The sequence below is a fragment of the Pseudarthrobacter sp. SORGH_AS 212 genome, assembly GCF_030818145.1.
Taxonomy (GTDB): domain Bacteria; phylum Actinomycetota; class Actinomycetes; order Actinomycetales; family Micrococcaceae; genus Arthrobacter.
Window position 1 is genome coordinate 2532190 of sequence record NZ_JAUTAA010000001.1, and the last position, 18862, is coordinate 2551051.

Sequence of the window (18862 nt, forward strand, 5' to 3'; positions counted from 1 at the left end):
TTTGGTCCCGGCTGGCTGCCCCTTTATGCAGCAGAACGGTTGATCACCTGACTTTTCTTCGGCGAACCCCTGGTCCAACCGGCGCCGGGGGCCGATATCCGCCTGGATACCGCCTGAAAGACCGTATAAATACATGACTACTTTCGCTGCCCTCGGAACTCCCAAGGCGCTTGCAGACACCCTTACCGCACAGGGAATTGTTGAGCCGTTCCCTATCCAGGTCAAGACCCTTCCGGATACCCTCTCCGGACGTGACGTCCTGGGCCGCGGCCGGACCGGCTCCGGTAAAACCATCGCTTTCGCTATCCCGCTTGTAGCAAGACTCGCTGAGCGGGAAGCCAAGCACTTCCGCAAGCCCGGCCGCCCCATGGGCCTGGTGCTGGCACCTACCCGTGAGCTGGCCACCCAGATCAACGCCACCATCGAGCCGCTGGCCAAGGCCGCCGGCCTGAACACCACCGTGATCTACGGCGGCATCTCCCAGGCCCGCCAGGAGAAGGCGCTGCGCGCCGGCGTCGACATCGTCATCGCCTGCCCCGGCCGCCTGGAGGACCTGATCCGCCAGCGCATCCTCACCCTCGAAGCCGTGGAAATCACCGTCCTCGACGAGGCAGACCACATGGCGGACCTCGGCTTCCTGCCCGTGGTCAAGAAGCTCATGGACATGACCCCCAGCCAGGGCCAGCGCCTGCTCTTCTCCGCCACCCTGGACAACGGCGTGGACAAGATCGTCCAGCGCTACCTGTCCAACCCGCTGACCCACTCCGTGGACGACCCGCAGGCCGCGGTGACCACCATGGAACACCACGTGCTGGTGGTCAACGACCAGACCGTCAAGAAGCAGCTGATCGTGGAGCTCGCCTCCGGCGCCGGCCGCCGCGTCCTCTTCATGCGGACCAAGCACCACGCCCGCAAGCTGGCCAAGACCCTCACCGATGCCGGGATCCCCGCCGTCGACCTGCACGGCAACCTCTCGCAGAACGCCCGTGACCGCAACCTGGCCGAATTCTCCAACGGTGACGTCCGTGTCCTGGTGGCCACCGACGTCGCCGCCCGCGGTGTGCACGTGGACGACGTCGAACTGGTCATCCACGTTGACCCGCCCACCGAGCACAAGGCGTACCTGCACCGCTCTGGCCGTACCGCCCGCGCCGGTTCCGACGGCACCGTTGTCACGCTGACCCTGCCGGAACAGCAGTCCGACGTGAAGAAGCTGATGAAGGCTGCCGGCGTGGAGGTCAGCTTCGAACGCGTCACCGCGAACTCCCCGCTGGTCGCCGAACTGGTGGGCGAAATGGCTGACAAGATCGATCCGCGTACCCGCGCTGCGCTGCTGGCCAAGAAGGCTGCGCAGCAGGGCGGCGGAACCTCCACCGGCGCCAACGCTGAGCGCAAGCGCGCCCGCCGCCAGGCGTCTCCGTCGGCCGGTGGCCGTGGCGGCCGTGGCGGCCGGGGCAAGGTCTCCGCCGAACCCGCCCGCACCGACGTCCCGCGTGCCCAGCGCCGCGCTGCTGCCTTCGAAGGCCGCACCGAGGCCCGCGCCGCCGTCGACGCCGTGCGGGAGCAGAACGAGGACCGCTCCGTGGCGGCAGCAGCTGCCCGGCGCAATGCCCGCGGCCGTGGCACCGCCAGCACCCACCGCAACGACGTCCCCGCAGCAGGCGGCCGCGCAGCGTCCGGCCGCGGTTCGGACGGACGCTCTTCGGAGGGCCGCACCGATTCACGCATTACCCGCAGCGAGGCACCCCGCGGCGGATCCGGCCGTCCCGCTTCGGGCGGCGGGCAGCGCAGCGGACGTCCGGCAACCGGCCAGCGTGCTGCAGCCGGTGCGTCCGGTGGCCGTGGCCAGCGTTCCGCCGGAGCAGCCAGCGGCGGTTCCAAGGCAGTCTGGTCCTCCAACACCGGTGGCACCTCGGGTGGCTCGTACAGCGCCGGCAACGGCGGCTCGGGCAACGGTTCCGGCCGTCCCGCGCGCAGCGGTCCCCGCCGCGCTTCCGCGCCTGCGTCGAACGAGCGCCGCGGCCGCTAAGTCCCCAACCGCTCCCTAACCTCGCACGGCCACACCGGCTCCCTGCCCTCGCAAGCCCGGGCGGGTCCCTCGCCGGAGCGGATCCAAGGTCAGGGAACCCGGCGGTCGTGGCCCCTGTTTATCACCATTGAGTGCTCTGTAACTGCCCTTTAGAACGTTCATAAGGGCAGTTACGGAGCACTCAATGCGTTTAAGGGTTACCAGCCGCGGGCGCGCCATTCCTCCAGGTGCGGCCGTTCGGCGCCCAGGGTGGTGGGCTTGCCATGGCCGGGATGGACGACGGCGGTGTCCGGGTAGGCGTTGAACAGCCGCTCCGCCACGTCGCTCAGGAGTTGGGCGAACCGTTCCGGGTCCTTCTGGGTGTTGCCCACGCCGCCCGGGAACAGTGAGTCGCCGGAGAAGATGTGCGCCGGCCCTTCAGGGTCCTCGTAGACAAACGCGATCGAGCCCGGGGTGTGGCCGCGCAGGTGCACTGCCGTCACGTTGAACCCGTCGAAGTTACCCACGTCGCCGTGGCTGAGGCGGACATCCACCGGAACGGGCAGCGCCTCGGCGTCGTCCGTTCCCGCGGCGGTGCGCGCCCCCGTAGCCTCCACGAGTTCCTTCAGCGCCCTCACGTGGTCCCAGTGCTGGTGCGTGGTGGCGATGAGGGCGAGGCGCGGTCCGGCCTTGGTGTCCGCAGCGCCGTCCGCTATCAGTTGCCGGATGGCCGGGAGGTCGTCGGCGGCGTCAATCAGCAGTTGTGCGCCGCTTGCCTTCGCCGTCAGCAGGTACACGTTGTTGTCCATCTCGCTGACGGAGATGCTGCGGATGGTCAGTGCCGGCAGGTCGTACAGAAGTGAGTCCATAGGCTTCAGTCTAGGGACGCCGGGTGCCGGGTCTCCGGCATCCGTGCTGCCTTGCGGGCGCTGTCGGGCCAGCAGCAGTCCTGCAGGCGCTACAGCCCCAGCGGCAGGGTTTCCGAGTAGACCTGCTTGGACGGCGGAGCGGCCAGGATCTCGCCCAGGGAGCTCTTGCCCTCCGGGGTAGTGCGCCAGGCTGCGTAGTCGTCGTGGTCCTGCGTGGTGGCCCAGGTTTCCACCACCAGGATATGGCAGGGATCGGCGTCGTCCACCAGCGCCTCGATGCCCTGGTTGCCCGGCCAGGCGCGGGTGGCGGCGAGTGTTTCGGCCAGATACTTCGCGGCCTCGTCCCGGCGTGCGGGATCGATCCGGACCTCAAAATGGACAATGGCGGGCATGGTGCTCCTTGGCTTGTGGGAGTAGGGCCGATCCAGCCAACCTTACTGCTGCAACCAGCTCGGGGACCGCTTTCTTCCCTGCGAACCCGGGTGCATCCGCGCAATTTCGGCCGTTGGCCGCATCACGGGCAGCCGTGACCGGATTCATAAAAGTCTGCCCTTCCGGGCACCCGTTGATAGCGTCGAAAGCCAAGCCAGACTCAATGCGACGCCCGGCCTGACCTTCATTCGGTGTGCCCTCAGCGGCACCGTACGCCCGGCGTCTGGACCGCAGCCTCAAAACTGGAACGGGATCTGATGAGCCAGAATGCAGTACCGCCCGTGGACACCACGGGTCCTGAGAAAGAAGAACGAAAGCCGCCCGCGCACGGCGGAAACACCAACCACAGCGCCGGCCCGGCGGCCAAAACCCGGGTCAACAAGACAGTCTTCCTGGGCTCCGCCACCGGCGTGGTGGCTATTGCCCTGTGGGCCATCATGGCCAAGGACAACGCGGAGGCGGTCATCGGGGCCATGGTGGGCTGGGTGTCCACCAATATGGGCTGGTACTACTTCATGATCGTCACCGCCGTGGTCATTTTCGTCCTGGTGGCCGCCCTGTCCCGGGTGGGAAAGACCAAGCTCGGGCCGGACCACTCCAAACCACAGTTCGGCATGTTCACCTGGGCGGCCATGCTCTTTGCCGCCGGCATCGGCATCGACCTGATGTTCTTCTCCGTCTCCGAACCGGTAAGCCAGTACCTGGCCCCGCCGCAGGGCGAGGGAGGAACCGCGGAGGCCGCCCGCCAGGCCCTGGTGTGGACGCTGTTCCACTACGGCATCACCGGCTGGGCGCTGTACGCCCTCATGGGGCTCGCGCTGGGCTACTTCTCCTACCGGCACAACCTGCCGCTGAGCATCCGCTCGGCCCTTTACCCCATCTTCGGCAAGAAGATCGAGGGGCCGGTGGGGCACGCGGTGGACATCGCGGCGCTCCTTGGCACCATCTTCGGGATCGCCACCTCACTGGGCATCGGCGTCGTCCAGCTCAACTACGGGCTGAACTTCATGTTCGGCATTCCCGAGAACCTGGCCGTGCAGATCGGCCTGATCGTCCTGTCCGTGGTGATGGCCACCGTGTCCGTGGTTTCCGGCGTCGAGAAGGGGATCCGGCGGCTTTCCGAACTCAACGTGATCCTGGCCGTTGCCCTGATGCTCTTCGTCCTGGTGACCGGCAAGACCAGCTTCCTGCTGGACGGGATCGCCCAGAACATCGGCGACGTCATGAGCCGGTTCCCCGCCATGACCCTGGACACGTTCGCCTACGACAGGCCCACGGACTGGATGAACGCCTGGACCCTGTTCTTCTGGGCCTGGTGGATCGCCTGGGCGCCGTTCGTCGGCCTGTTCCTGGCCCGCATTTCCCGCGGCCGCACCATCAGGCAGTTCGTCCTGGGCACCATGACCGTGCCCTTCATCTTCATCGTGCTGTGGATCTCCATCTTCGGGAACTCCAGCCTTGACCTGATCATGAACGGCAACGCGGCGTTCGGCGAGGCGGCCATGAGCCACCCGGAACGCGGCTTCTACAGCCTGCTGGAACAGTTCCCCGCCGTACCCGTCACCGCCGCAGTCGCCACTTTCACCGGGTTGCTCTTCTACGTGACCTCGGCTGATTCCGGCGCCCTGGTGATGTCCAACTTCACCTCGCACCTCAAGGACGCCGATTCCGACGGCCCCGAGTGGATGCGCGTCTTCTGGGCGGTGGCCACCGGCCTGCTGACCCTGGCCATGCTGACGGTGGGCGGCGTTCCCACGCTGCAAAACGCCACCATCATCATGGGCCTGCCGCTCTCGTTGCTGCTGGTGCTGATCATGCTGGGGCTCTACAAGGCGCTGCGGGTGGAGAACTCGCTCAACGACAGCTACCGCGCCAGCCTGCCCGGCATCATCACCGGAAGGTCCCTGGACCAGCGCGGCGGACGGACCTGGCGGCAGCGGCTAAGCCGTGCCATGAGCTACCCGGGCCGCAAGCAGACAACCCGCTTTGCCGAAACCGTGGCCCTGCCGGCGTTGAAGGACGTCGAGGCGGAACTCAAGTCCCAGGGCGCCGAGACGTCGCTGACCGTAGCCACGGTGGAGACCTGCGGCATCCAGAGCATCGACCTGCAGCTGGCCATGGGGGAGGAACGGGCGTTCAAGTACCAGATCTACCCGGTCCAGTACGAGACGCCCAGCTACGCCACCCGCCGCGCTGATCCGGAGGACCGTTACTACCGGATGGAGGTGTTCTCCCAGGAGGGCAGCCACGGTTACGACCTCATGGGATACACCCGCGAGCAGGTCATCACCGATGTCCTGGACCACTACGAGCAGCACCTTGAATTCCTGCACCTGAACCGTGCAGCACCCGGAAACACCGTCCTGGTCGAGGACCAGGTGGCTAAAGACAATTGGGAATCCGATTTCGACATGCAGGAGGAAACGAAATGAGCGCCTCAACGCTATTCATCGGCGGCACTTGGACCGGAGCGTCCGACGGCGGCACGCGGGACATTCACTGCCCGGCGGACGGCGAGCTGGTGGGCACCGTTGCTGAGGGGACGGCTGACGACGCCGGCCGCGCGGTGCTGGCCGCACGTGCTGCCTTCGACGCCGGCGAGTGGTCCGCGAGGTCTCCGCTGGAGCGCGGCTCTTTCCTGCTCAACGTGGCCGCCCGGCTGCGCGACCGCAAGGACGAGTTTGCCCGCGCCGAAACGCTGGACACGGGCAAGCGCCTGGTGGAAAGCGACATCGACATGGACGACATCGCCAACTGCTTCGAATACTTCGGCAAGCTCGCCGGGCAGGAATCCGGCCGCCTGGTGGATGCCGGCAGCCCCACGGTGGTCAGCCGCATCGAGTACGAGCCCGTGGGCGTCTGCTCCCTGATCGCGCCGTGGAACTACCCGCTGCTGCAGGCGGCGTGGAAGATCGCCCCGGCGCTGGCGGCTGGCTGCAGCTTCGTCCTCAAGCCCAGCGAACTGACGCCGCACACGTCCATCCTCATGATGGAAGTCCTCCAGGAGCTGGGACTGCCCGACGGCGTCGCTAACCTGGTCCTGGGCGAAGGCAAAACCGTGGGCTCCGTCCTGTCCAGCCACCCCGATGTGGACCTGGTGTCCTTCACCGGCGGCCTGGAAACAGGCAAGGTGATTGCGGCCTCGGCAGCCGCCTCGGTCAAGAAGGTTGCCCTGGAACTGGGCGGCAAGAACCCCAACATCGTCTTCGCGGACGCTGATTTCGACGCTGCCCTGGACAACGCCCTCAACGCGGCGTTCGTTCACTCCGGCCAGGTCTGCTCCGCGGGTGCCCGCCTGATCGTGGAGGAATCCATTGCGGAGAAGTTCGTGGATGAGCTGGTGCGCCGGGCAGGCCAGATCCGCCTGGGCGGCCCGTTCGACCCCGACGCCGAGGCCGGCCCGCTGATTTCAGCAGCCCACCGGGACAAGGTCACCGCCTACGTGGACAAGGGCGTTGCGGAGGGCGCCCGCCTGCGCTGCGGCGGCGCGTGGGGAACCGGGGACCTGGAAAAGGGCTTCTACTACCTGCCCACCGTCCTGGACCAGGTCACCAGCGGAATGTCGGTCCTGGTGGACGAGGCGTTCGGGCCCGTGGTGACGGTGGAAACCTTCACCAGCGAGGCCGAGGCCGTGAAGCTCGGCAACGACACCCACTACGGCCTGGCCGGGGCTGTCTGGTCACAGGACGCCGGCAAATCCCAGCGGGTGGCCCGTGCCCTCCGCCACGGCACCATCTGGATCAACGATTTCCACCCCTACCTGCCACAGGCGGAATGGGGCGGCTTCGGGCAGTCCGGCGTCGGCCGTGAACTGGGCCCCACCGGCCTGGCCGAGTACCAGGAAGCCAAGCACGTCTACCAGAACATCGATCCGCAGGTCACCGGCTGGTTCGCGGACCACGCCGCCGCACCTGCAGGGAGGAACTGATAATGAGCGCAGCAGCAAGGACGGACTTCGACTACATCGTGATCGGCGGCGGCTCGGCGGGCGCTGCAGTGGCTTCCCGCCTCAGCGAAGACCCATCGCTGGAAGTTGCCCTGGTGGAAGCCGGTCCGGACGACCGGGACCTCCCCGAGATCCTGCAACTGGACCGCTGGATGGAACTGCTGGAATCCGGCTACGACTGGGACTACCCCATCGAAGAGCAGGAAAACGGCAACTCCTTCATGCGCCACGCCCGGGCCAAGGTGATGGGCGGCTGCTCCAGCCACAACTCCTGCATCGCCTTCTGGGCGCCGCGCGAGGACATTGACGAGTGGGAGCAGAAGTTCGGCGCCACCGGCTGGACCTCGGACCTGGCTTACCGGCTGTACAAGCAGCTGGAAACCAATGAGGACGCCGGCCCGGACGCACCGCACCACGGCGACTCCGGACCGGTGCACCTGATGAACGTCCCGGCGTCGGACCCCACGGGCCGGGCCATGCTGGAAGCCTGCGAACAGGCAGGAATCCCCAAGGCGCACTTCAACACCGGCGACACGGTGATCAACGGTGCCGGCTTCTTCCAGATCAACCGCCGCGCCGACGGCACCCGGTCCTCCAGCTCGGTGTCCTACATCCACCCCATCATGGACCGGAAGAACTTCACCCTCCTGACCGGCCTGCGCGCCAAGGAGCTCACGTTCGACGACGCCAACCGCTGCACCGGCGTGGCCGTGGTGGACAACGCCTTCGCCAAGACCCACCAGCTCACCGCCCGGGCCGAGGTAGTGGTGTCCACCGGTGCCATCGATTCGCCCAAACTGCTGATGCTCTCCGGCATCGGCCCGGCGGCCCAGCTGGAGGAGTTCGGCATCCCCGTCCGGGTGGACTCACCCGGCGTGGGCGAGCACCTGCAGGACCACCCTGAGGGCGTCATCCAGTGGGAAGCGAAGCAGCCCATGACCCAGACGTCCACCCAGTGGTGGGAAGCCGGCATCTTCACCACCACCGAGGACGGCCTGGACCGCCCGGACCTGATGTTCCACTACGGGTCCGTACCGTTCGACATGCACACCCTGCGCCAGGGCTTCCCCACCACGGAGAACGGCTTCTGCCTCACGCCCAACGTCACGCACGCCCGCAGCCGCGGGACCGTGAAGCTGCGCAGCAAGGACTTCCGGGACAAGCCCAAGGTGGATCCGCGCTACTTCACCGATCCCGAGGGCCACGACATGCGCGTGATGGTGGCCGGCATCCGGAAAGCCCGTGAGATCGCGGCCCAGCCTGCGCTTTCCGAGTGGGTGGGAACCGAGCTGTACCCGGGTTCCGGCATCCAGAGCGATGAAGAGATCACCGAGTACATCCGTAAGACCCACAACACCGTCTACCACCCCGCGGGCACGGTCCGGATGGGGGCAACCGGGGACCGGATGTCGCCCCTGGATCCCGAACTCCGGGTCAAGGGCGTCACCGGCCTGCGGGTGGCCGACGCGTCAGTCATGCCGGAGCTGACCACCGTGAACCCGAACATCACCACCATGATGATCGGCGAGCGCTGTGCCGAGTTGGTCCGGGCCGCCCGCACAGCCTGATCTGCCGCTGAAATTCCCCACCTTCGCCGTGAGGATGGAATGGCCGACGGCGTGTCCCCGGGACACGCCGTCGTCCCGCCTCAAAGATGGGGAACCCCAGCGGTGCTGCCGTCAGTCTGTCCGATGTGGAAAAAGGGGATGGTCAGAGCCAGGGAATGATGCGGTCGGCAGCGTGGCGGGTGGACCTGATCAGGACCGCGTTGGCCTCGTCCGGCCCGTTGGCCCACGCCTCCGCGGCGTCCGGTGCCATCCCGAATGAGGCGTGCCTGGCCACCAGCCGGCTGATCCGCAGCTCGTGGGGCGTCTCCAGGAACCACACCTCGTCCAGCTGCGCCCGGATCTCTTTCCACGGCTCCTGGTCGGCCAGCAGGTAGTTGCCCTCGGTGATGACCAGCGGAACGTCGGCCGGCACCGCGATCGACGCCGCCACAGGCTCGTCCAGGGTGCGCCGGAATTCCGGCGCGTAAACGACCGCCTCGTCCCGTGCCGCCAGGCGCCGGAGCAGCGACAGGTATCCGCCGGCGTCGAACGTGTCCATGGCGCCCTTGCGCTCCCGCAGCGGGGTTCCGTCGATGATGGCGTTCCCCAGGTGGAAGCCGTCCATGGGCACCACCACCGCCGTTCCGGGGCCGAACTGTTGCTGGAGCCAGGCGGCCAAGGTGGATTTTCCGGAGCCGGGCGCCCCGGCGATGCCCAGGATGGTTCGCGTTCCCGGGGCTATCCGGCGCCGGAGCGCGTCCACGGCCTGGGCGATCTCGGGGGAGTCCATGGCAAAAGCCTAAAGGCCAGGGCCGCGCCGCTGAACCTCCCCACCTTTGCGGCCACCAGGACGGCGGACGACGGCGGGCCGCCGGGACACGCCGTCGTCCCGCCTCATAGGTGGGGAAAGTCAGCTTGCGGGAGCCGGCTGCTTCTTCTCGGTGGGGAGTGCCTTGAGCCCGGCGGCGCAGCCCACGATTCCGGCAATGAACAGCAGCTTCAGCACGCTGAAGGGTTCCACTCCGGTGGCCATTGCCCAGCCAACTGTGAGGGCGGCGCCGATCCCCACCCAGATGGCGTACGCGGTGCCCAGCGGGATGGACCGGATCGCCATCCCCAGGCCCAGCATGCTGAGCGTGGCGGTGATCAGGAAGACAACCGTGGGCAGCGGTTTGCTGAAGCCGTCGGACAGGCCCAGCGCGGTGGCCCAGACCGCTTCGAGGACGGCTGATGCCAGGAGCACCAGCCACGGAGCTGAACACTTCAACATCACGCCACCACCTTCAGGCCCACCACGCACGCGGCGATGCCGGTCAGCAGGAGCAGGCGCGCCGCCGTCGGGCGTTCAACCTTGCTGGCCATCGCGTAGGCGGACGTCAGGACCACGCCGACGCCCACCCACACCGCATAGGCGGTACCGGTGGGAATGCTTTGCATGGCAAAGGCCAGGCCGCCGGTACTGGCAACGACGGAGACCAGGAAGAGGATGGAGGGGGCGATGCGGCGTTTGCCGGATGCCTGCGCTGCGCGGTGCAGGGCGGCGGCCCAGACTGCTTCGAGCGCCCCGGAGAGAACCAGGATTAACCACGACATGACAGATCCTTTGGCCAGTCTTGTCGCGTGCCGGGTACTGAACCGTCGTCCGGAGGCTCGGGTGCGGAGCCTTGGCATCCAACATAGCAACGCCCGACGCCGGCTGGCCAGCGTTGGTGCCCAAGCTCACCACGGGTGCCTGCACCCAACCAGGTCGCAGCAGATGCTCTTTTGAGGCTCTATCCGACATCTGCTGCTACGCAGTTGGCCGGGGGTTAGAGCGCGCCGCCTGCGGCATCCGGCGCGTTGGCGTCGCGGCCGCCGTCGCCGACAGTTTCCCTGGCGATGAAGTTCTCGATGTCGAAGAGGTTGTCCGCGCGTTCGGCGATGTTCAGCAGTGTGGTCATGGACGCCACCTCCTCCACCTGTTCCTTGAGGAACCAGAGCATGAACTGCTCGCCCAGGGCATCATTTTCGGCGCGGGCGGCACGGAAAAGGTCCTCGATGTTCCTGGTGACTTCCTGTTCCTGCTGCAGCGCCAGGGCCAGCGGCTCAGTGACCTTGGCGAAGTCGGTCCGGACAGCCGGAACGCCGGGAATGTTGAAGGGGATGTCCCGGTCCAGCATGTACTGGACCATCATCATGGCGTGGTTCCGTTCCTCCACGGACTGGCGGTAGAAGTAGCGGGCCAACTGGGGCAGGTCCTCGTTGGCGAACCACGTGGCAACGGCGATGTACTGCTGGGACGCCGTGAATTCGTTGCCGATCTGGGTAGACAGGAGCGCGTTGAACGTTGTTGTTGTCATAGTGCCGAGTGTAGGGACGGACCGGAGCGCCTACCAGAGGGCGACATATTGGGCCCGGGAGGTTTGTCCCTGTCCCCGGTTGGGCCGGTTGGCCGGCGTGTCAGTCCGCTGCAGGATCGATGGACACCACGGCCAGGAACCCGCGGCCGGTGACCTCCGGAGTGGCGTCATCGGATCCCACTACCGCGTCGTAGCGCCCCAGGTCAGCGGAGCCGCCGGCCCCGTCACCAGCCGTCGCCTGTCCCTGCAGCAGCACGGCAACCTGTCCCGCAAACACCGGGTGGGCCCGCTTCTTCGAAATTTCGATGACGGATGCGTAGCCCTTGAAGGCGTCAGACTTGGTGATCACGTTGAGGTTCCGGATGTCGCCGGTGGGCAGCGTGGCGGTGGTTGCCGCGCCGCCGTCGAAGCGGAATGGCCGGTACTTTTCCACGGGACGTTCGGAGCCGTCCACGCTGAGCAGCAGGAGTTCGCCCTCCACCACGGTCAGCACACGCTCACAGCCCGGGAACTCCGAAAAATCACCGGCTTTGGTGACATCGGCGAGGCTGACCCGCCAGCCCCACCCGTCAGCCTGGTCCGCCGGGCCGCTGAGGATTTCCCGTGTGGTGCCGCCGCCGTTGCGCCAGGGTTTGGCCTTGAGTTCTGCGAAGCGGATGATCTGCATCTGCCCAGCCTAGTTTGCGGCCGGGGTTGACCGGTCCCGCCACCTGGCGAGTGTGCGGTTTGGTTACGTGGGCATGCATCGCAGGTTGGACCCGTCCCTGCTACTCTCCTGCGGGGGGTCAACACGAAAACAGCCTGAAGGAGCCCGGGAATGTTCGTCAAAGTGTGTGGTCTCAGCACGTCTGAATCCATCCGGGAAGCGGTGGATGCCGGCGCGGATGCGGTGGGATTTGTCCTGACTGCCAGCCCGCGGGTGGTCTCGCCGGGCCAGGTTGCCACCTTGTTGGCTGACGTGCCAGCCAACGTTTCACCCATTGCTGTTTTCCGCCACGAGCCTGTGGCCGACGCCATTGCCATTGCCCGCGCCGCTGGGCTGCAGTGGATCCAGCTGCACGGTGAGCGCACCCGCGCGGACGTTGCCACAGTGCACGACGCCGGAATGAAGCTGGTCAGGGCCGTCACCGCTGGTGCCGGCCCGGATGAGTTGGCGGACTGGGGCGAAGACCTCCTCCTGATCGATGCCGCCGTGCCCGGCTCGGGTGAGAGCTGGGACTACGCGTCCATGGCGGATCTCCCCGTCCTGCAGGGCCGCCAGTGGCTGCTCGCCGGCGGGCTGGATGCAGGCAATGTCCATGACGCCTCAGTGGCGGCCCACGCCTGGGGCGTGGACGTCTCTTCCGGTGTGGAGGCATCCCGCGGCGTCAAGGACCTGGCGAAAATCCGTGCGTTCGTCGGAGCCGCGAAGGCCGGCGCGAAGGTCTAGGGCTGGCCGGACCCTTTCTCCCGGCGCCGTCAGCCAGGCCAATTAAGGGTCCGCTCAGGGGGATCCCCTACGTTCCGGTTCGCAGTACCGGTGGACAATGGATGCATGAAGACACTGCTCAACATCATCTGGCTGGTATTCGGCGGCTTCTGGCTGGCTCTGGGGTACTTCGCGGCAGGGGTCATCTGCTGCCTGCTGATCGTGACCATTCCGTGGGGCATCGCCTCGTTCCGGATCGGGGCCTATGCGCTGTGGCCGTTCGGGCAGATGGTGGTGGACAAGCCGGGCGGCAACGGGCCGTTCGCCCTGCTGGGCAACGTGATCTGGCTGTTGGTGGCCGGCATCTGGATCGCGATCGGTCATGTGGCCACCGCGATCGCGATGGCCCTCACCATCATCGGCATCCCCCTGGCCATCGCCAACCTGAAGCTCATCCCGGTGTCGCTGATGCCGCTGGGCAAGCAGATCGTGCCCACCAGCACTCCGTTCGTGAGCACCTACCGCTAAATCCCGGCTCTGGTCGTGATGACCGGGAGGTCTTCGATCCGGGCCACTCTGATGTGCCAGAAATTCTTCAGAAGAGTTCTTCGCCGCGAAGGACTCGTTCCAGATCTGCGCTGTTGAGGCCTGCTGCCTCCAGGATCCATCCCGTTCCATACCCAGCCTGGCTTGAAGCGCGGATAACGGCGCCGAGATCGACGGCGGCTCTTCTGCACGATTCCATGGCCTCGCGCAGTTCCTTGGCGGCCTTCTCAACGGGCAGGCGCACTTCGTCGGATGGGACGAGGTAACGTGCATTGCTGTCGTCTGTCCTAAAGCTCCAGTCGGCGTCCATCATGCCCCCACTTTTCGGCTTTCCAAGTACGGTCAGGATACTGGTCCTGAGGTGCGGCGATGGCTCCAGTTAGACTCGCATGCATACCTTAGGTTGGGGGACCAGGATGAGCGCATCGACGGAGCCGACGCACACGGCAAGACATCAACTGAACAAACTGGCTGTTGCGGCCATGGTTTTGGCTGTCCTGGCTGCATCTGGGCTGTGGATTTTTGGGGTGGCCGTTCTTGCCGTGTTTGCGGTGGGTGCCGGGCACGTTGCCTTGAACCAAATTCGCCTCAGGGGTGAACGGGGGAAGCTGCTGGCAATTGCTGCCCTGATGATTGGCTATGGGATTGCCTCGTTGGCGCTGATCAACACTTTGGGCTTCATACCAGGTGCCGTGCAGCAGTTCACGCAGTAGCCAGCCTTAAGCAATAACATTCCTCACCTGCGCCGGAATACCCCGTCCGCCAGGATGGCCACGGCGTCGCTGTCGTCCAGTTCCGCGGCGATGTCCACATCCGCGGCGTAGCCGGCGCCCGCCAGCTCCCTGCCGCTGGCGCAGCCGTGCAGCATCTCCCGCAACCGCGGCTCGGCAGCCTCGTAGACCGCCATCGCCGCCACGGCTTCGGGTGAGTATCCGTGCCGGCCATCCCTGCCTTCATCCGCGTCGTAGCCGCCCCTGCCCGTGGCCGCCAGGCCCGCGATGAAGGCGCCGGCACCGATCTGGTCCTCCACGGCGGGGCGCAGGGTTCCGTCGTGCCAGCGCTCACCCGCGGCGATCACGGCGATCACGGCGTCCTCCGGTAGGTTCGCGGCCACCCAGTCGGCCGTTGCCGCCGCGTTGCGGAGGGACACCGCGGCCACCAGCGGAACGTGGCCGGCCAGTTCATGGCAGAGAGCCGAGCCGTTGGGGGACGGGAGCACCACCCGGCCCAGGGAGTCCGCGGCGCGCAGGCTGGCGGGGGACAGGCTCAGCCCGCCGCCGTCGCGCGGGCCGGCAAGCTGTGCACCGTGGTGGGCAGCAAAGTCCTCGGCGCTGGTGTCCTTCCACGCGTAGGGGAGCACCTCCGCGCCGCGGTCCAGTGCCACGCTCACACAGGTGGTGAAGGACAGGACGTCCACCACCACGGCAAGGTTGGCGCCGGACGTGATGGCGGCTGCGTCGGGTCCCCACTCGAAGCGGACCGTGTAGGGAAGCTGCCAGTGCGCGGCATTCGCCGTCCTGGTGTGCCGCGGGTTCGAGCCTGGTGCGTTCATGCCAGTTCGCCCTTCAGGTTGCGGTGCGCGGAGTCCGCCCACAGCGCCTTCGCGCGGGGGCTGTGGAACAACGGGTCCAGTTCGAGCAGATGGCGTACGACGGCGGCCCGGCCGGCGGCGAAGTCCGCGTCACCAATGTGCGCATAGTCTTTTCGCACGGCTGCCACATAACGGGCGTACTGGTCCGGTTCCCCGCCGAGAACGGAAAGGTCAGCGTCGCAGAGCAGGGCGCCGCCGTCGTCCCCGGCTTCCGGCCGATGGTCAGAGGTCAGGCGCACCAGCCGGGCAACCTCGTCCACGTCCGCTTCGGGGAGCCCGGCCTCTGCCAGCCGGTCCTCTGCAAGGCGTGCCGATTCCTCCTCGTCCTGTTCAGCGATTCCGCGGTAGACGGCGTCATGAAACCAGGCAGCCAGCAGCACCGTCCGTGGAGGTTCGGCGGGCTCCGTCAGCAGGTCCAGCGCCTCGAGGACCGAGAGCAGGTGGGTGCAGCCGTGGTAGTGCCGGTGCGGTTCGCTCCAGCGGTCCAGCAGGTCCAGGAAGAGGGCGTCATGGCCGTCCATGATGGTGTTCCACCGGTTAAGCAGAGGCACCTTGAGGGATTTGTTTCGCTGCCGCGCCGGGATCCGCAGGCCGCTCGCAATCAGTCTCCGTACCAGGACGCGGGCCTCGACGGGCACCGCGCCGGCCGCCACCAGATCGTTAAAGCGGCGCTCCGGCACATCGTAATGGTCGCCGTCGAACGCCCGCTCAGGGATGCCCGCAGCACCGGCGAAGGCATGCAGCTCATCCAGCGACGTGTCTGACACCAGGTGCGAGAAGTGTGTTCCATGGGCAGGCCACAATGGCGGGTCCAGGTAAATGGCCATGCAGGAAGTGTAGTGCCGCCGCCCCACTGCTGCCCGGTAGCGCGGCACCCGGAGGAAAGGGCACTGCGGTCACAATCCGATCTGCGGACTGAATTCGCCATTCGGTCCGCAATTACGAACTACAGTAGGCGCATGACCCTCATTCGCGTTTCCGAGGCCGCACGCTTCCTCGGCGTCAGTGATGATACCGTGCGGCGCTGGACGGACAACGGTTCCCTCACGGCCCTCAGGGACGAGTCCGGCCGGCTGGCCGTGGACGGGCTGGAGCTCGCCCGGCACGCCCAGAAACTCGCCCAGCTCCCCGACGATCCGCACCGGACCGGAAGTTCGGCGCGCAACAGGTTCGTGGGGCTGGTGACCGGCATTGTGGCTGACAAGGTCATGGCGCAGGTGGAACTCCAGTGCGGGCCTTTCCGGGTGGTGTCCCTGATGAGCAGCGAAGCCGTCCGGGACCTGGGACTCGAACTGGGCTCGGTGGCCACGGCCGTAGTCAAGGCCACCACCGTCATCATCGAAACCCCGCAGGGGAAGGGAACAGTATGAAACGAGGCGTCACGACGGCGGTCGCCGCCCTGGTACTGGCGGCCGGGCTGGCCGGATGCGCCGGCAGCAGCGCACCGGCGGGCAGCGCTGGCACTTCATCCGACGATGCCGCCACAACCCTGACCGTCTTCGCCGCGGCGTCGCTCAAGTCGAGTTTCACCGAGTTGGCGGAGACTTTCGAAGCGCAGCATCCCGGCACCCGCGTCAGCCTGAGCTTCGCCGGCTCCTCCGACCTCGCCACCCAGATCACCCAGGGCGCCCCCGCAGACGTATTTGCCTCCGCGGATACCAAAAACATGGACAAAGTCACCGTGGCGGGCCTGGCCGAGGGCGAGCCCCGGGTTTTCGCGACCAACACCCTGGCCATAGCAGTCCCGGCCGGAAACCCCGCACGTGTCACCGGGTTCCAGGATCTCGCCAGGGACGGCCTCCGGCTTGTGACCTGCGCCAAGCAGGTGCCCTGCGGCGCGGCCGCCGCCACGGCGGCGGACAAGGCAGGGGTCACCCTCCGCCCGGTCAGCGAGGAAAACGCGGTGACCGACGTCCTGGGCAAGGTCACCTCAGGAGAAGCCGATGCCGGCCTGGTGTACGTCACGGACGTCAAATCAGCCGGGGGCAGGGTGGACAGCATCCCGTTCCCGGAGGCCGGAGCGGCCGTCAACAGCTATCCCATCGCAGCCCTGTCCGGGGCAAAGAACCAGGAAGCCGCCAAGGCCTTCATCAACCTCGTGCTGGGATCAGACGGCCAGCAGGTTCTCGCCAAAGCCGGGTTCGGCGCGGGCGGACAATGAAGCTCCGGGCGCGGCAGCCGTATACCGGCATCCCGCGGTGGGTTTCCGGACTCGCTGTCCTGTCAGCCCTGGTGGTGGTCCTGCCCCTTGTAGCCATCGTGGCCCGGGTCAACTGGGCAAACTTCATCACCTTGGTTACCTCGGAGTCCGCGCTTGACGCCCTGGGCCTGAGCCTGCGCACGTCGGCCGCGAGCACGCTCCTGTGCATCGTTCTCGGCGTCCCCCTCGCTCTCGTCCTGGCCCGCGGCAGCTTCCCCTTCCAGCGGCTGCTCCGCTCCCTCGTGCTGCTGCCGCTGGTGCTGCCGCCTGTGGTGGGTGGCCTTGCGCTGCTCTACACCTTCGGCCGGCAGGGACTCCTGGGCGGCGCCCTGCAGGTCCTGGGAATCCAGATCGCTTTCTCCACCACCGCCGTGGTCCTTGCACAAACCTTCGTGGCACTGCCGTTCCTGGTGGTCAGCCTGGAGGGGGCGCTGAGGATCGGCGGGCAGAAGTACGAGGCCGTGGCCGCCACCCTCGGCGCACCGCCGGGCGTCGTGTTCCGCCGCGTCACCCTCCCGCTGATCCTTCCCGGGCTGGCCTCCGGAGCCGTGCTGTCGTTTGCCCGCAGCCTGGGCGAATTCGGCGCCACCCTCACCTTCGCCGGCAGCCTCCAAGGCGTCACCCGCACCCTGCCGCTGGAAATCTACCTCCAGCGCGAAACCGATCCTGACGCCGCCGTCGCCCTGTCACTCGTCCTGGTGGCTGTCGCGGTAGCGGTGGTGGCACTTGCCTACGGCCGCCCCGGCGGACTGCAGCGCCAAGGTCCGGCACCATGGGGCGGTTCTTCCCGGCGCCCGACGACGGCGGGCACCGCGGGCGGGACGGTCCGGTGAGCTTTTCGTTCCAGGCTGCCGTGGCCCAGCGGGATTTCGACGTGTCCCTCGCGCTGGGGCCCACCGAAACCGTGGCGGTGATGGGGCCCAACGGCGCGGGCAAATCCACCTTGCTGTCCACCATCGCGGGCCTGGTCCGGCCGGACACCGGGAGGGCCGAGCTCAATGGCCGGACGCTGTTCCACCTGGGATCCGGGATCCATCAGTGGACGCCGCCGCACCGCCGCGGAACCGCACTCCTGGCCCAGGAACCCCTGCTCTTTCCGCACCTCACGGCGGCGGACAATGTGGCCTTCGGGCCCCGGAGCGCCGGCGTCCCCCCACGCAAGGCAAAGGAACGCGCCCTCCAGTGGCTGGCCGAAGTGGAGGCTGAAGCCCTGGCCGGCCGCCGCCCAGCCGGGCTGTCCGGCGGCCAGGCGCAGCGCGTCGCCGTGGCCCGTGCCCTCGCTGCGGACCCGGGCCTCCTCCTGCTGGACGAGCCCATGGCGGCCCTGGACATCCATTCGGCTCCGCTGCTGCGGCGGCTGCTGAAGCGGGTGCTCGCGGACCGGCCGGCTATCATCATCACCCACGACGTTCTGGATGCGCTGGTGCTGGCGGACCGTGTGGTGGTCCTTGAGAATGGGCGCATCGCGGAGGACGGACCCACCCGCCAAGTGCTGGAGCGGCCGCGCAGCCCGTTCGCAGCCGGCCTGGCCGGGCTCAACTTCGTCACAGGCACGCTGACGGCTTCCGGAATCCGGACAGCCGGCGGGCAGGGCATCGCTCCTGACCTGGAGATCGCCGGGCACCTGGAGGAACCGGGCGAAGCGGGCCAGGCAGGCGCCGCCGGGCTGCCTGGCGCGGCCGTGTTTCCGCCGTCGGCCGTGTCCGTGTTCCTGACGGACGCACACGGAAGCCCCCGCAATTCCTTCCCCGTGCAGGTCACCGAACTGGAGCCCCATGGAGACCAGATCCGGGTGCGGGGAGGCGGCCTGGCCGCGGACATCACTCCCGCAGCCTCGGCAGAGCTGGGCCTGGCCCCCGGGATCCGGGCCCACTTCGTGATCAAGTCCGCTGCGGTTTCCATCTACGCGACTTGATTTACAAACTAATTTACATATTTTGTCAAAGTCAGTGACAAGCTTCACAATGTTCCGGTAC

General features: G+C 67.3%; 21 protein-coding genes and 1 riboswitch. Of the genes, 11 read left to right on the forward strand and 10 right to left on the reverse strand.

Going from position 1 to position 18862, the window contains the following annotated elements:
- Window positions 1–133 precede the first annotated feature (133 nt).
- The gene (locus tag QE394_RS11505) at window positions 134–2029 is read left to right on the forward strand and encodes a DEAD/DEAH box helicase (protein WP_056081036.1); all 1896 of its coding nucleotides are present in this window, start codon (window positions 134–136) and stop codon (window positions 2027–2029) included.
- 197 nt (window positions 2030–2226) lie between these two features.
- Here the strand turns inward: QE394_RS11505 and QE394_RS11510 are convergent, their stop codons facing one another.
- Both QE394_RS11510 and QE394_RS11515 read right to left on the reverse strand, forming a co-directional pair.
- The gene (locus QE394_RS11510; RefSeq protein ID WP_056081032.1) at window positions 2227–2877 is read right to left on the reverse strand and encodes an MBL fold metallo-hydrolase; all 651 of its coding nucleotides are present in this window, start codon (window positions 2875–2877) and stop codon (window positions 2227–2229) included.
- An 89-nt stretch (window positions 2878–2966) separates the two neighbouring features.
- Window positions 2967–3269, reverse strand: coding sequence for an antibiotic biosynthesis monooxygenase family protein (locus QE394_RS11515; protein WP_349034557.1), 303 nt, complete (start codon window positions 3267–3269; stop codon window positions 2967–2969).
- A 297-nt stretch (window positions 3270–3566) separates the two neighbouring features.
- Here QE394_RS11515 and betT point away from each other — a divergent pair, with 297 nt between their 5' ends.
- The 3 genes from betT to QE394_RS11530 are packed head-to-tail and all read left to right on the forward strand — an operon-like array spanning window position 3567 to window position 8823.
- Entirely contained in the window at window positions 3567–5741 is a 2175-nt protein-coding gene (gene betT, locus QE394_RS11520; protein ID WP_349034558.1) for a choline BCCT transporter BetT, read from the forward strand.
- Window positions 5738–7237 carry an aldehyde dehydrogenase family protein gene (locus QE394_RS11525; RefSeq protein ID WP_056081023.1) on the forward strand — a complete coding sequence of 500 codons (1500 nt, stop codon included), beginning with the start codon at window positions 5738–5740 and terminating at the stop codon, window positions 7235–7237. The genes betT and QE394_RS11525 overlap by 4 nt, the downstream gene beginning before the upstream one ends.
- Before the next feature lie 2 nt (window positions 7238–7239).
- Window positions 7240–8823 (forward strand): GMC oxidoreductase, encoded by a 1584-nt coding sequence (locus QE394_RS11530; RefSeq protein WP_349034559.1) that lies wholly within the window; start codon window positions 7240–7242, stop codon window positions 8821–8823.
- Window positions 8824–8965: 142 nt separating this feature from the next.
- Here QE394_RS11530 and QE394_RS11535 read toward each other — a convergent pair whose 3' ends face one another.
- From QE394_RS11535 to QE394_RS11555, 5 genes are all read right to left on the reverse strand, one after another.
- Entirely contained in the window at window positions 8966–9592 is a 627-nt protein-coding gene (locus tag QE394_RS11535) for a nucleoside/nucleotide kinase family protein (protein ID WP_349034560.1), read from the reverse strand.
- A 120-nt stretch (window positions 9593–9712) separates the two neighbouring features.
- Window positions 9713–10072, reverse strand: a complete 360-nt coding sequence (locus QE394_RS11540; RefSeq protein WP_349035403.1) for a multidrug efflux SMR transporter — start codon at window positions 10070–10072, stop codon at window positions 9713–9715.
- On the reverse strand, window positions 10072–10395 hold the full coding sequence (locus QE394_RS11545) for an SMR family transporter (RefSeq protein WP_349034561.1): 324 nt from the start codon (window positions 10393–10395) through the stop codon (window positions 10072–10074). Before QE394_RS11545 ends, QE394_RS11540 begins: the two co-directional genes overlap by 1 nt.
- 9 nt (window positions 10396–10404) lie before the next feature.
- Window positions 10405–10470, reverse strand: a riboswitch (guanidine-III (ykkC-III) riboswitch).
- A 140-nt stretch (window positions 10471–10610) separates the two neighbouring features.
- A complete protein-coding gene (locus QE394_RS11550; RefSeq protein WP_349034562.1) occupies window positions 10611–11141 on the reverse strand; it encodes a ferritin in 531 nt (176 codons plus the stop codon).
- 100 nt (window positions 11142–11241) lie between these two features.
- A complete protein-coding gene (locus tag QE394_RS11555) occupies window positions 11242–11808 on the reverse strand; it encodes a HutD family protein (RefSeq protein ID WP_261619463.1) in 567 nt (188 codons plus the stop codon).
- A gap of 150 nt (window positions 11809–11958) precedes the next feature.
- Between QE394_RS11555 and QE394_RS11560 the strand changes: the two genes are divergently transcribed.
- Both QE394_RS11560 and QE394_RS11565 read left to right on the forward strand, forming a co-directional pair.
- Window positions 11959–12570, forward strand: coding sequence for a phosphoribosylanthranilate isomerase (locus tag QE394_RS11560; protein ID WP_261619462.1), 612 nt, complete (start codon window positions 11959–11961; stop codon window positions 12568–12570).
- A gap of 105 nt (window positions 12571–12675) precedes the next feature.
- Window positions 12676–13077 (forward strand): YccF domain-containing protein, encoded by a 402-nt coding sequence (locus QE394_RS11565; RefSeq protein WP_056081005.1) that lies wholly within the window; start codon window positions 12676–12678, stop codon window positions 13075–13077.
- Window positions 13078–13144: 67 nt separating this feature from the next.
- On the opposite strand, the gene QE394_RS11570 is transcribed toward QE394_RS11565, so the two are convergent.
- Window positions 13145–13408 (reverse strand): hypothetical protein, encoded by a 264-nt coding sequence (locus QE394_RS11570; protein WP_056081002.1) that lies wholly within the window; start codon window positions 13406–13408, stop codon window positions 13145–13147.
- A 103-nt stretch (window positions 13409–13511) separates the two neighbouring features.
- On the opposite strand from QE394_RS11570, the gene QE394_RS11575 reads away from it, so the two are divergent.
- Window positions 13512–13808 (forward strand): DUF4190 domain-containing protein, encoded by a 297-nt coding sequence (locus tag QE394_RS11575; RefSeq protein WP_261619461.1) that lies wholly within the window; start codon window positions 13512–13514, stop codon window positions 13806–13808.
- Window positions 13809–13831: 23 nt separating this feature from the next.
- Here QE394_RS11575 and QE394_RS11580 read toward each other — a convergent pair whose 3' ends face one another.
- A complete protein-coding gene (locus tag QE394_RS11580; RefSeq protein ID WP_261619460.1) occupies window positions 13832–14647 on the reverse strand; it encodes a 2-phosphosulfolactate phosphatase in 816 nt (271 codons plus the stop codon).
- On the reverse strand, window positions 14644–15513 hold the full coding sequence (locus tag QE394_RS11585; RefSeq protein ID WP_349034563.1) for a DUF4031 domain-containing protein: 870 nt from the start codon (window positions 15511–15513) through the stop codon (window positions 14644–14646). Before QE394_RS11585 ends, QE394_RS11580 begins: the two co-directional genes overlap by 4 nt.
- 132 nt (window positions 15514–15645) lie before the next feature.
- Here QE394_RS11585 and QE394_RS11590 point away from each other — a divergent pair, with 132 nt between their 5' ends.
- The 4 genes from QE394_RS11590 to QE394_RS11605 are packed head-to-tail and all read left to right on the forward strand — an operon-like array spanning window position 15646 to window position 18801.
- The gene (locus tag QE394_RS11590) at window positions 15646–16056 is read left to right on the forward strand and encodes a TOBE domain-containing protein (protein WP_056080988.1); all 411 of its coding nucleotides are present in this window, start codon (window positions 15646–15648) and stop codon (window positions 16054–16056) included.
- Window positions 16053–16847 carry a molybdate ABC transporter substrate-binding protein gene (gene modA, locus QE394_RS11595; protein ID WP_349034564.1) on the forward strand — a complete coding sequence of 265 codons (795 nt, stop codon included), beginning with the start codon at window positions 16053–16055 and terminating at the stop codon, window positions 16845–16847. Before QE394_RS11590 ends, modA begins: the two co-directional genes overlap by 4 nt.
- Window positions 16844–17719, forward strand: coding sequence for an ABC transporter permease (locus QE394_RS11600; RefSeq protein ID WP_349034565.1), 876 nt, complete (start codon window positions 16844–16846; stop codon window positions 17717–17719). The genes modA and QE394_RS11600 overlap by 4 nt, the downstream gene beginning before the upstream one ends.
- Window positions 17716–18801, forward strand: a complete 1086-nt coding sequence (locus QE394_RS11605; RefSeq protein WP_349035404.1) for an ATP-binding cassette domain-containing protein — start codon at window positions 17716–17718, stop codon at window positions 18799–18801. Before QE394_RS11600 ends, QE394_RS11605 begins: the two co-directional genes overlap by 4 nt.
- The last annotated feature ends 61 nt before the right edge of the window (window positions 18802–18862 follow it).

Coding starts and splice junctions, on each gene's coding strand:
- QE394_RS11505 (WP_056081036.1), top strand. CDS start 134: ATGACTACTTTCGCTGCCCTCGGAACTCCCAAGGCGCTTGCAGACACC.
- QE394_RS11510 (WP_056081032.1), bottom strand. CDS start 2,877: ATGGACTCACTTCTGTACGACCTGCCGGCACTGACCATCCGCAGCATC.
- QE394_RS11515 (WP_349034557.1), bottom strand. CDS start 3,269: ATGCCCGCCATTGTCCATTTTGAGGTCCGGATCGATCCCGCACGCCGG.
- betT (WP_349034558.1), top strand. CDS start 3,567: ATGAGCCAGAATGCAGTACCGCCCGTGGACACCACGGGTCCTGAGAAA.
- QE394_RS11525 (WP_056081023.1), top strand. CDS start 5,738: ATGAGCGCCTCAACGCTATTCATCGGCGGCACTTGGACCGGAGCGTCC.
- QE394_RS11530 (WP_349034559.1), top strand. CDS start 7,240: ATGAGCGCAGCAGCAAGGACGGACTTCGACTACATCGTGATCGGCGGC.
- QE394_RS11535 (WP_349034560.1), bottom strand. CDS start 9,592: ATGGACTCCCCCGAGATCGCCCAGGCCGTGGACGCGCTCCGGCGCCGG.
- QE394_RS11540 (WP_349035403.1), bottom strand. CDS start 10,072: ATGTTGAAGTGTTCAGCTCCGTGGCTGGTGCTCCTGGCATCAGCCGTC.
- QE394_RS11545 (WP_349034561.1), bottom strand. CDS start 10,395: ATGTCGTGGTTAATCCTGGTTCTCTCCGGGGCGCTCGAAGCAGTCTGG.
- QE394_RS11550 (WP_349034562.1), bottom strand. CDS start 11,141: ATGACAACAACAACGTTCAACGCGCTCCTGTCTACCCAGATCGGCAAC.
- QE394_RS11555 (WP_261619463.1), bottom strand. CDS start 11,808: ATGCAGATCATCCGCTTCGCAGAACTCAAGGCCAAACCCTGGCGCAAC.
- QE394_RS11560 (WP_261619462.1), top strand. CDS start 11,959: ATGTTCGTCAAAGTGTGTGGTCTCAGCACGTCTGAATCCATCCGGGAA.
- QE394_RS11565 (WP_056081005.1), top strand. CDS start 12,676: ATGAAGACACTGCTCAACATCATCTGGCTGGTATTCGGCGGCTTCTGG.
- QE394_RS11570 (WP_056081002.1), bottom strand. CDS start 13,408: ATGATGGACGCCGACTGGAGCTTTAGGACAGACGACAGCAATGCACGT.
- QE394_RS11575 (WP_261619461.1), top strand. CDS start 13,512: ATGAGCGCATCGACGGAGCCGACGCACACGGCAAGACATCAACTGAAC.
- QE394_RS11580 (WP_261619460.1), bottom strand. CDS start 14,647: ATGAACGCACCAGGCTCGAACCCGCGGCACACCAGGACGGCGAATGCC.
- QE394_RS11585 (WP_349034563.1), bottom strand. CDS start 15,513: ATGGCCATTTACCTGGACCCGCCATTGTGGCCTGCCCATGGAACACAC.
- QE394_RS11590 (WP_056080988.1), top strand. CDS start 15,646: ATGACCCTCATTCGCGTTTCCGAGGCCGCACGCTTCCTCGGCGTCAGT.
- modA (WP_349034564.1), top strand. CDS start 16,053: ATGAAACGAGGCGTCACGACGGCGGTCGCCGCCCTGGTACTGGCGGCC.
- QE394_RS11600 (WP_349034565.1), top strand. CDS start 16,844: ATGAAGCTCCGGGCGCGGCAGCCGTATACCGGCATCCCGCGGTGGGTT.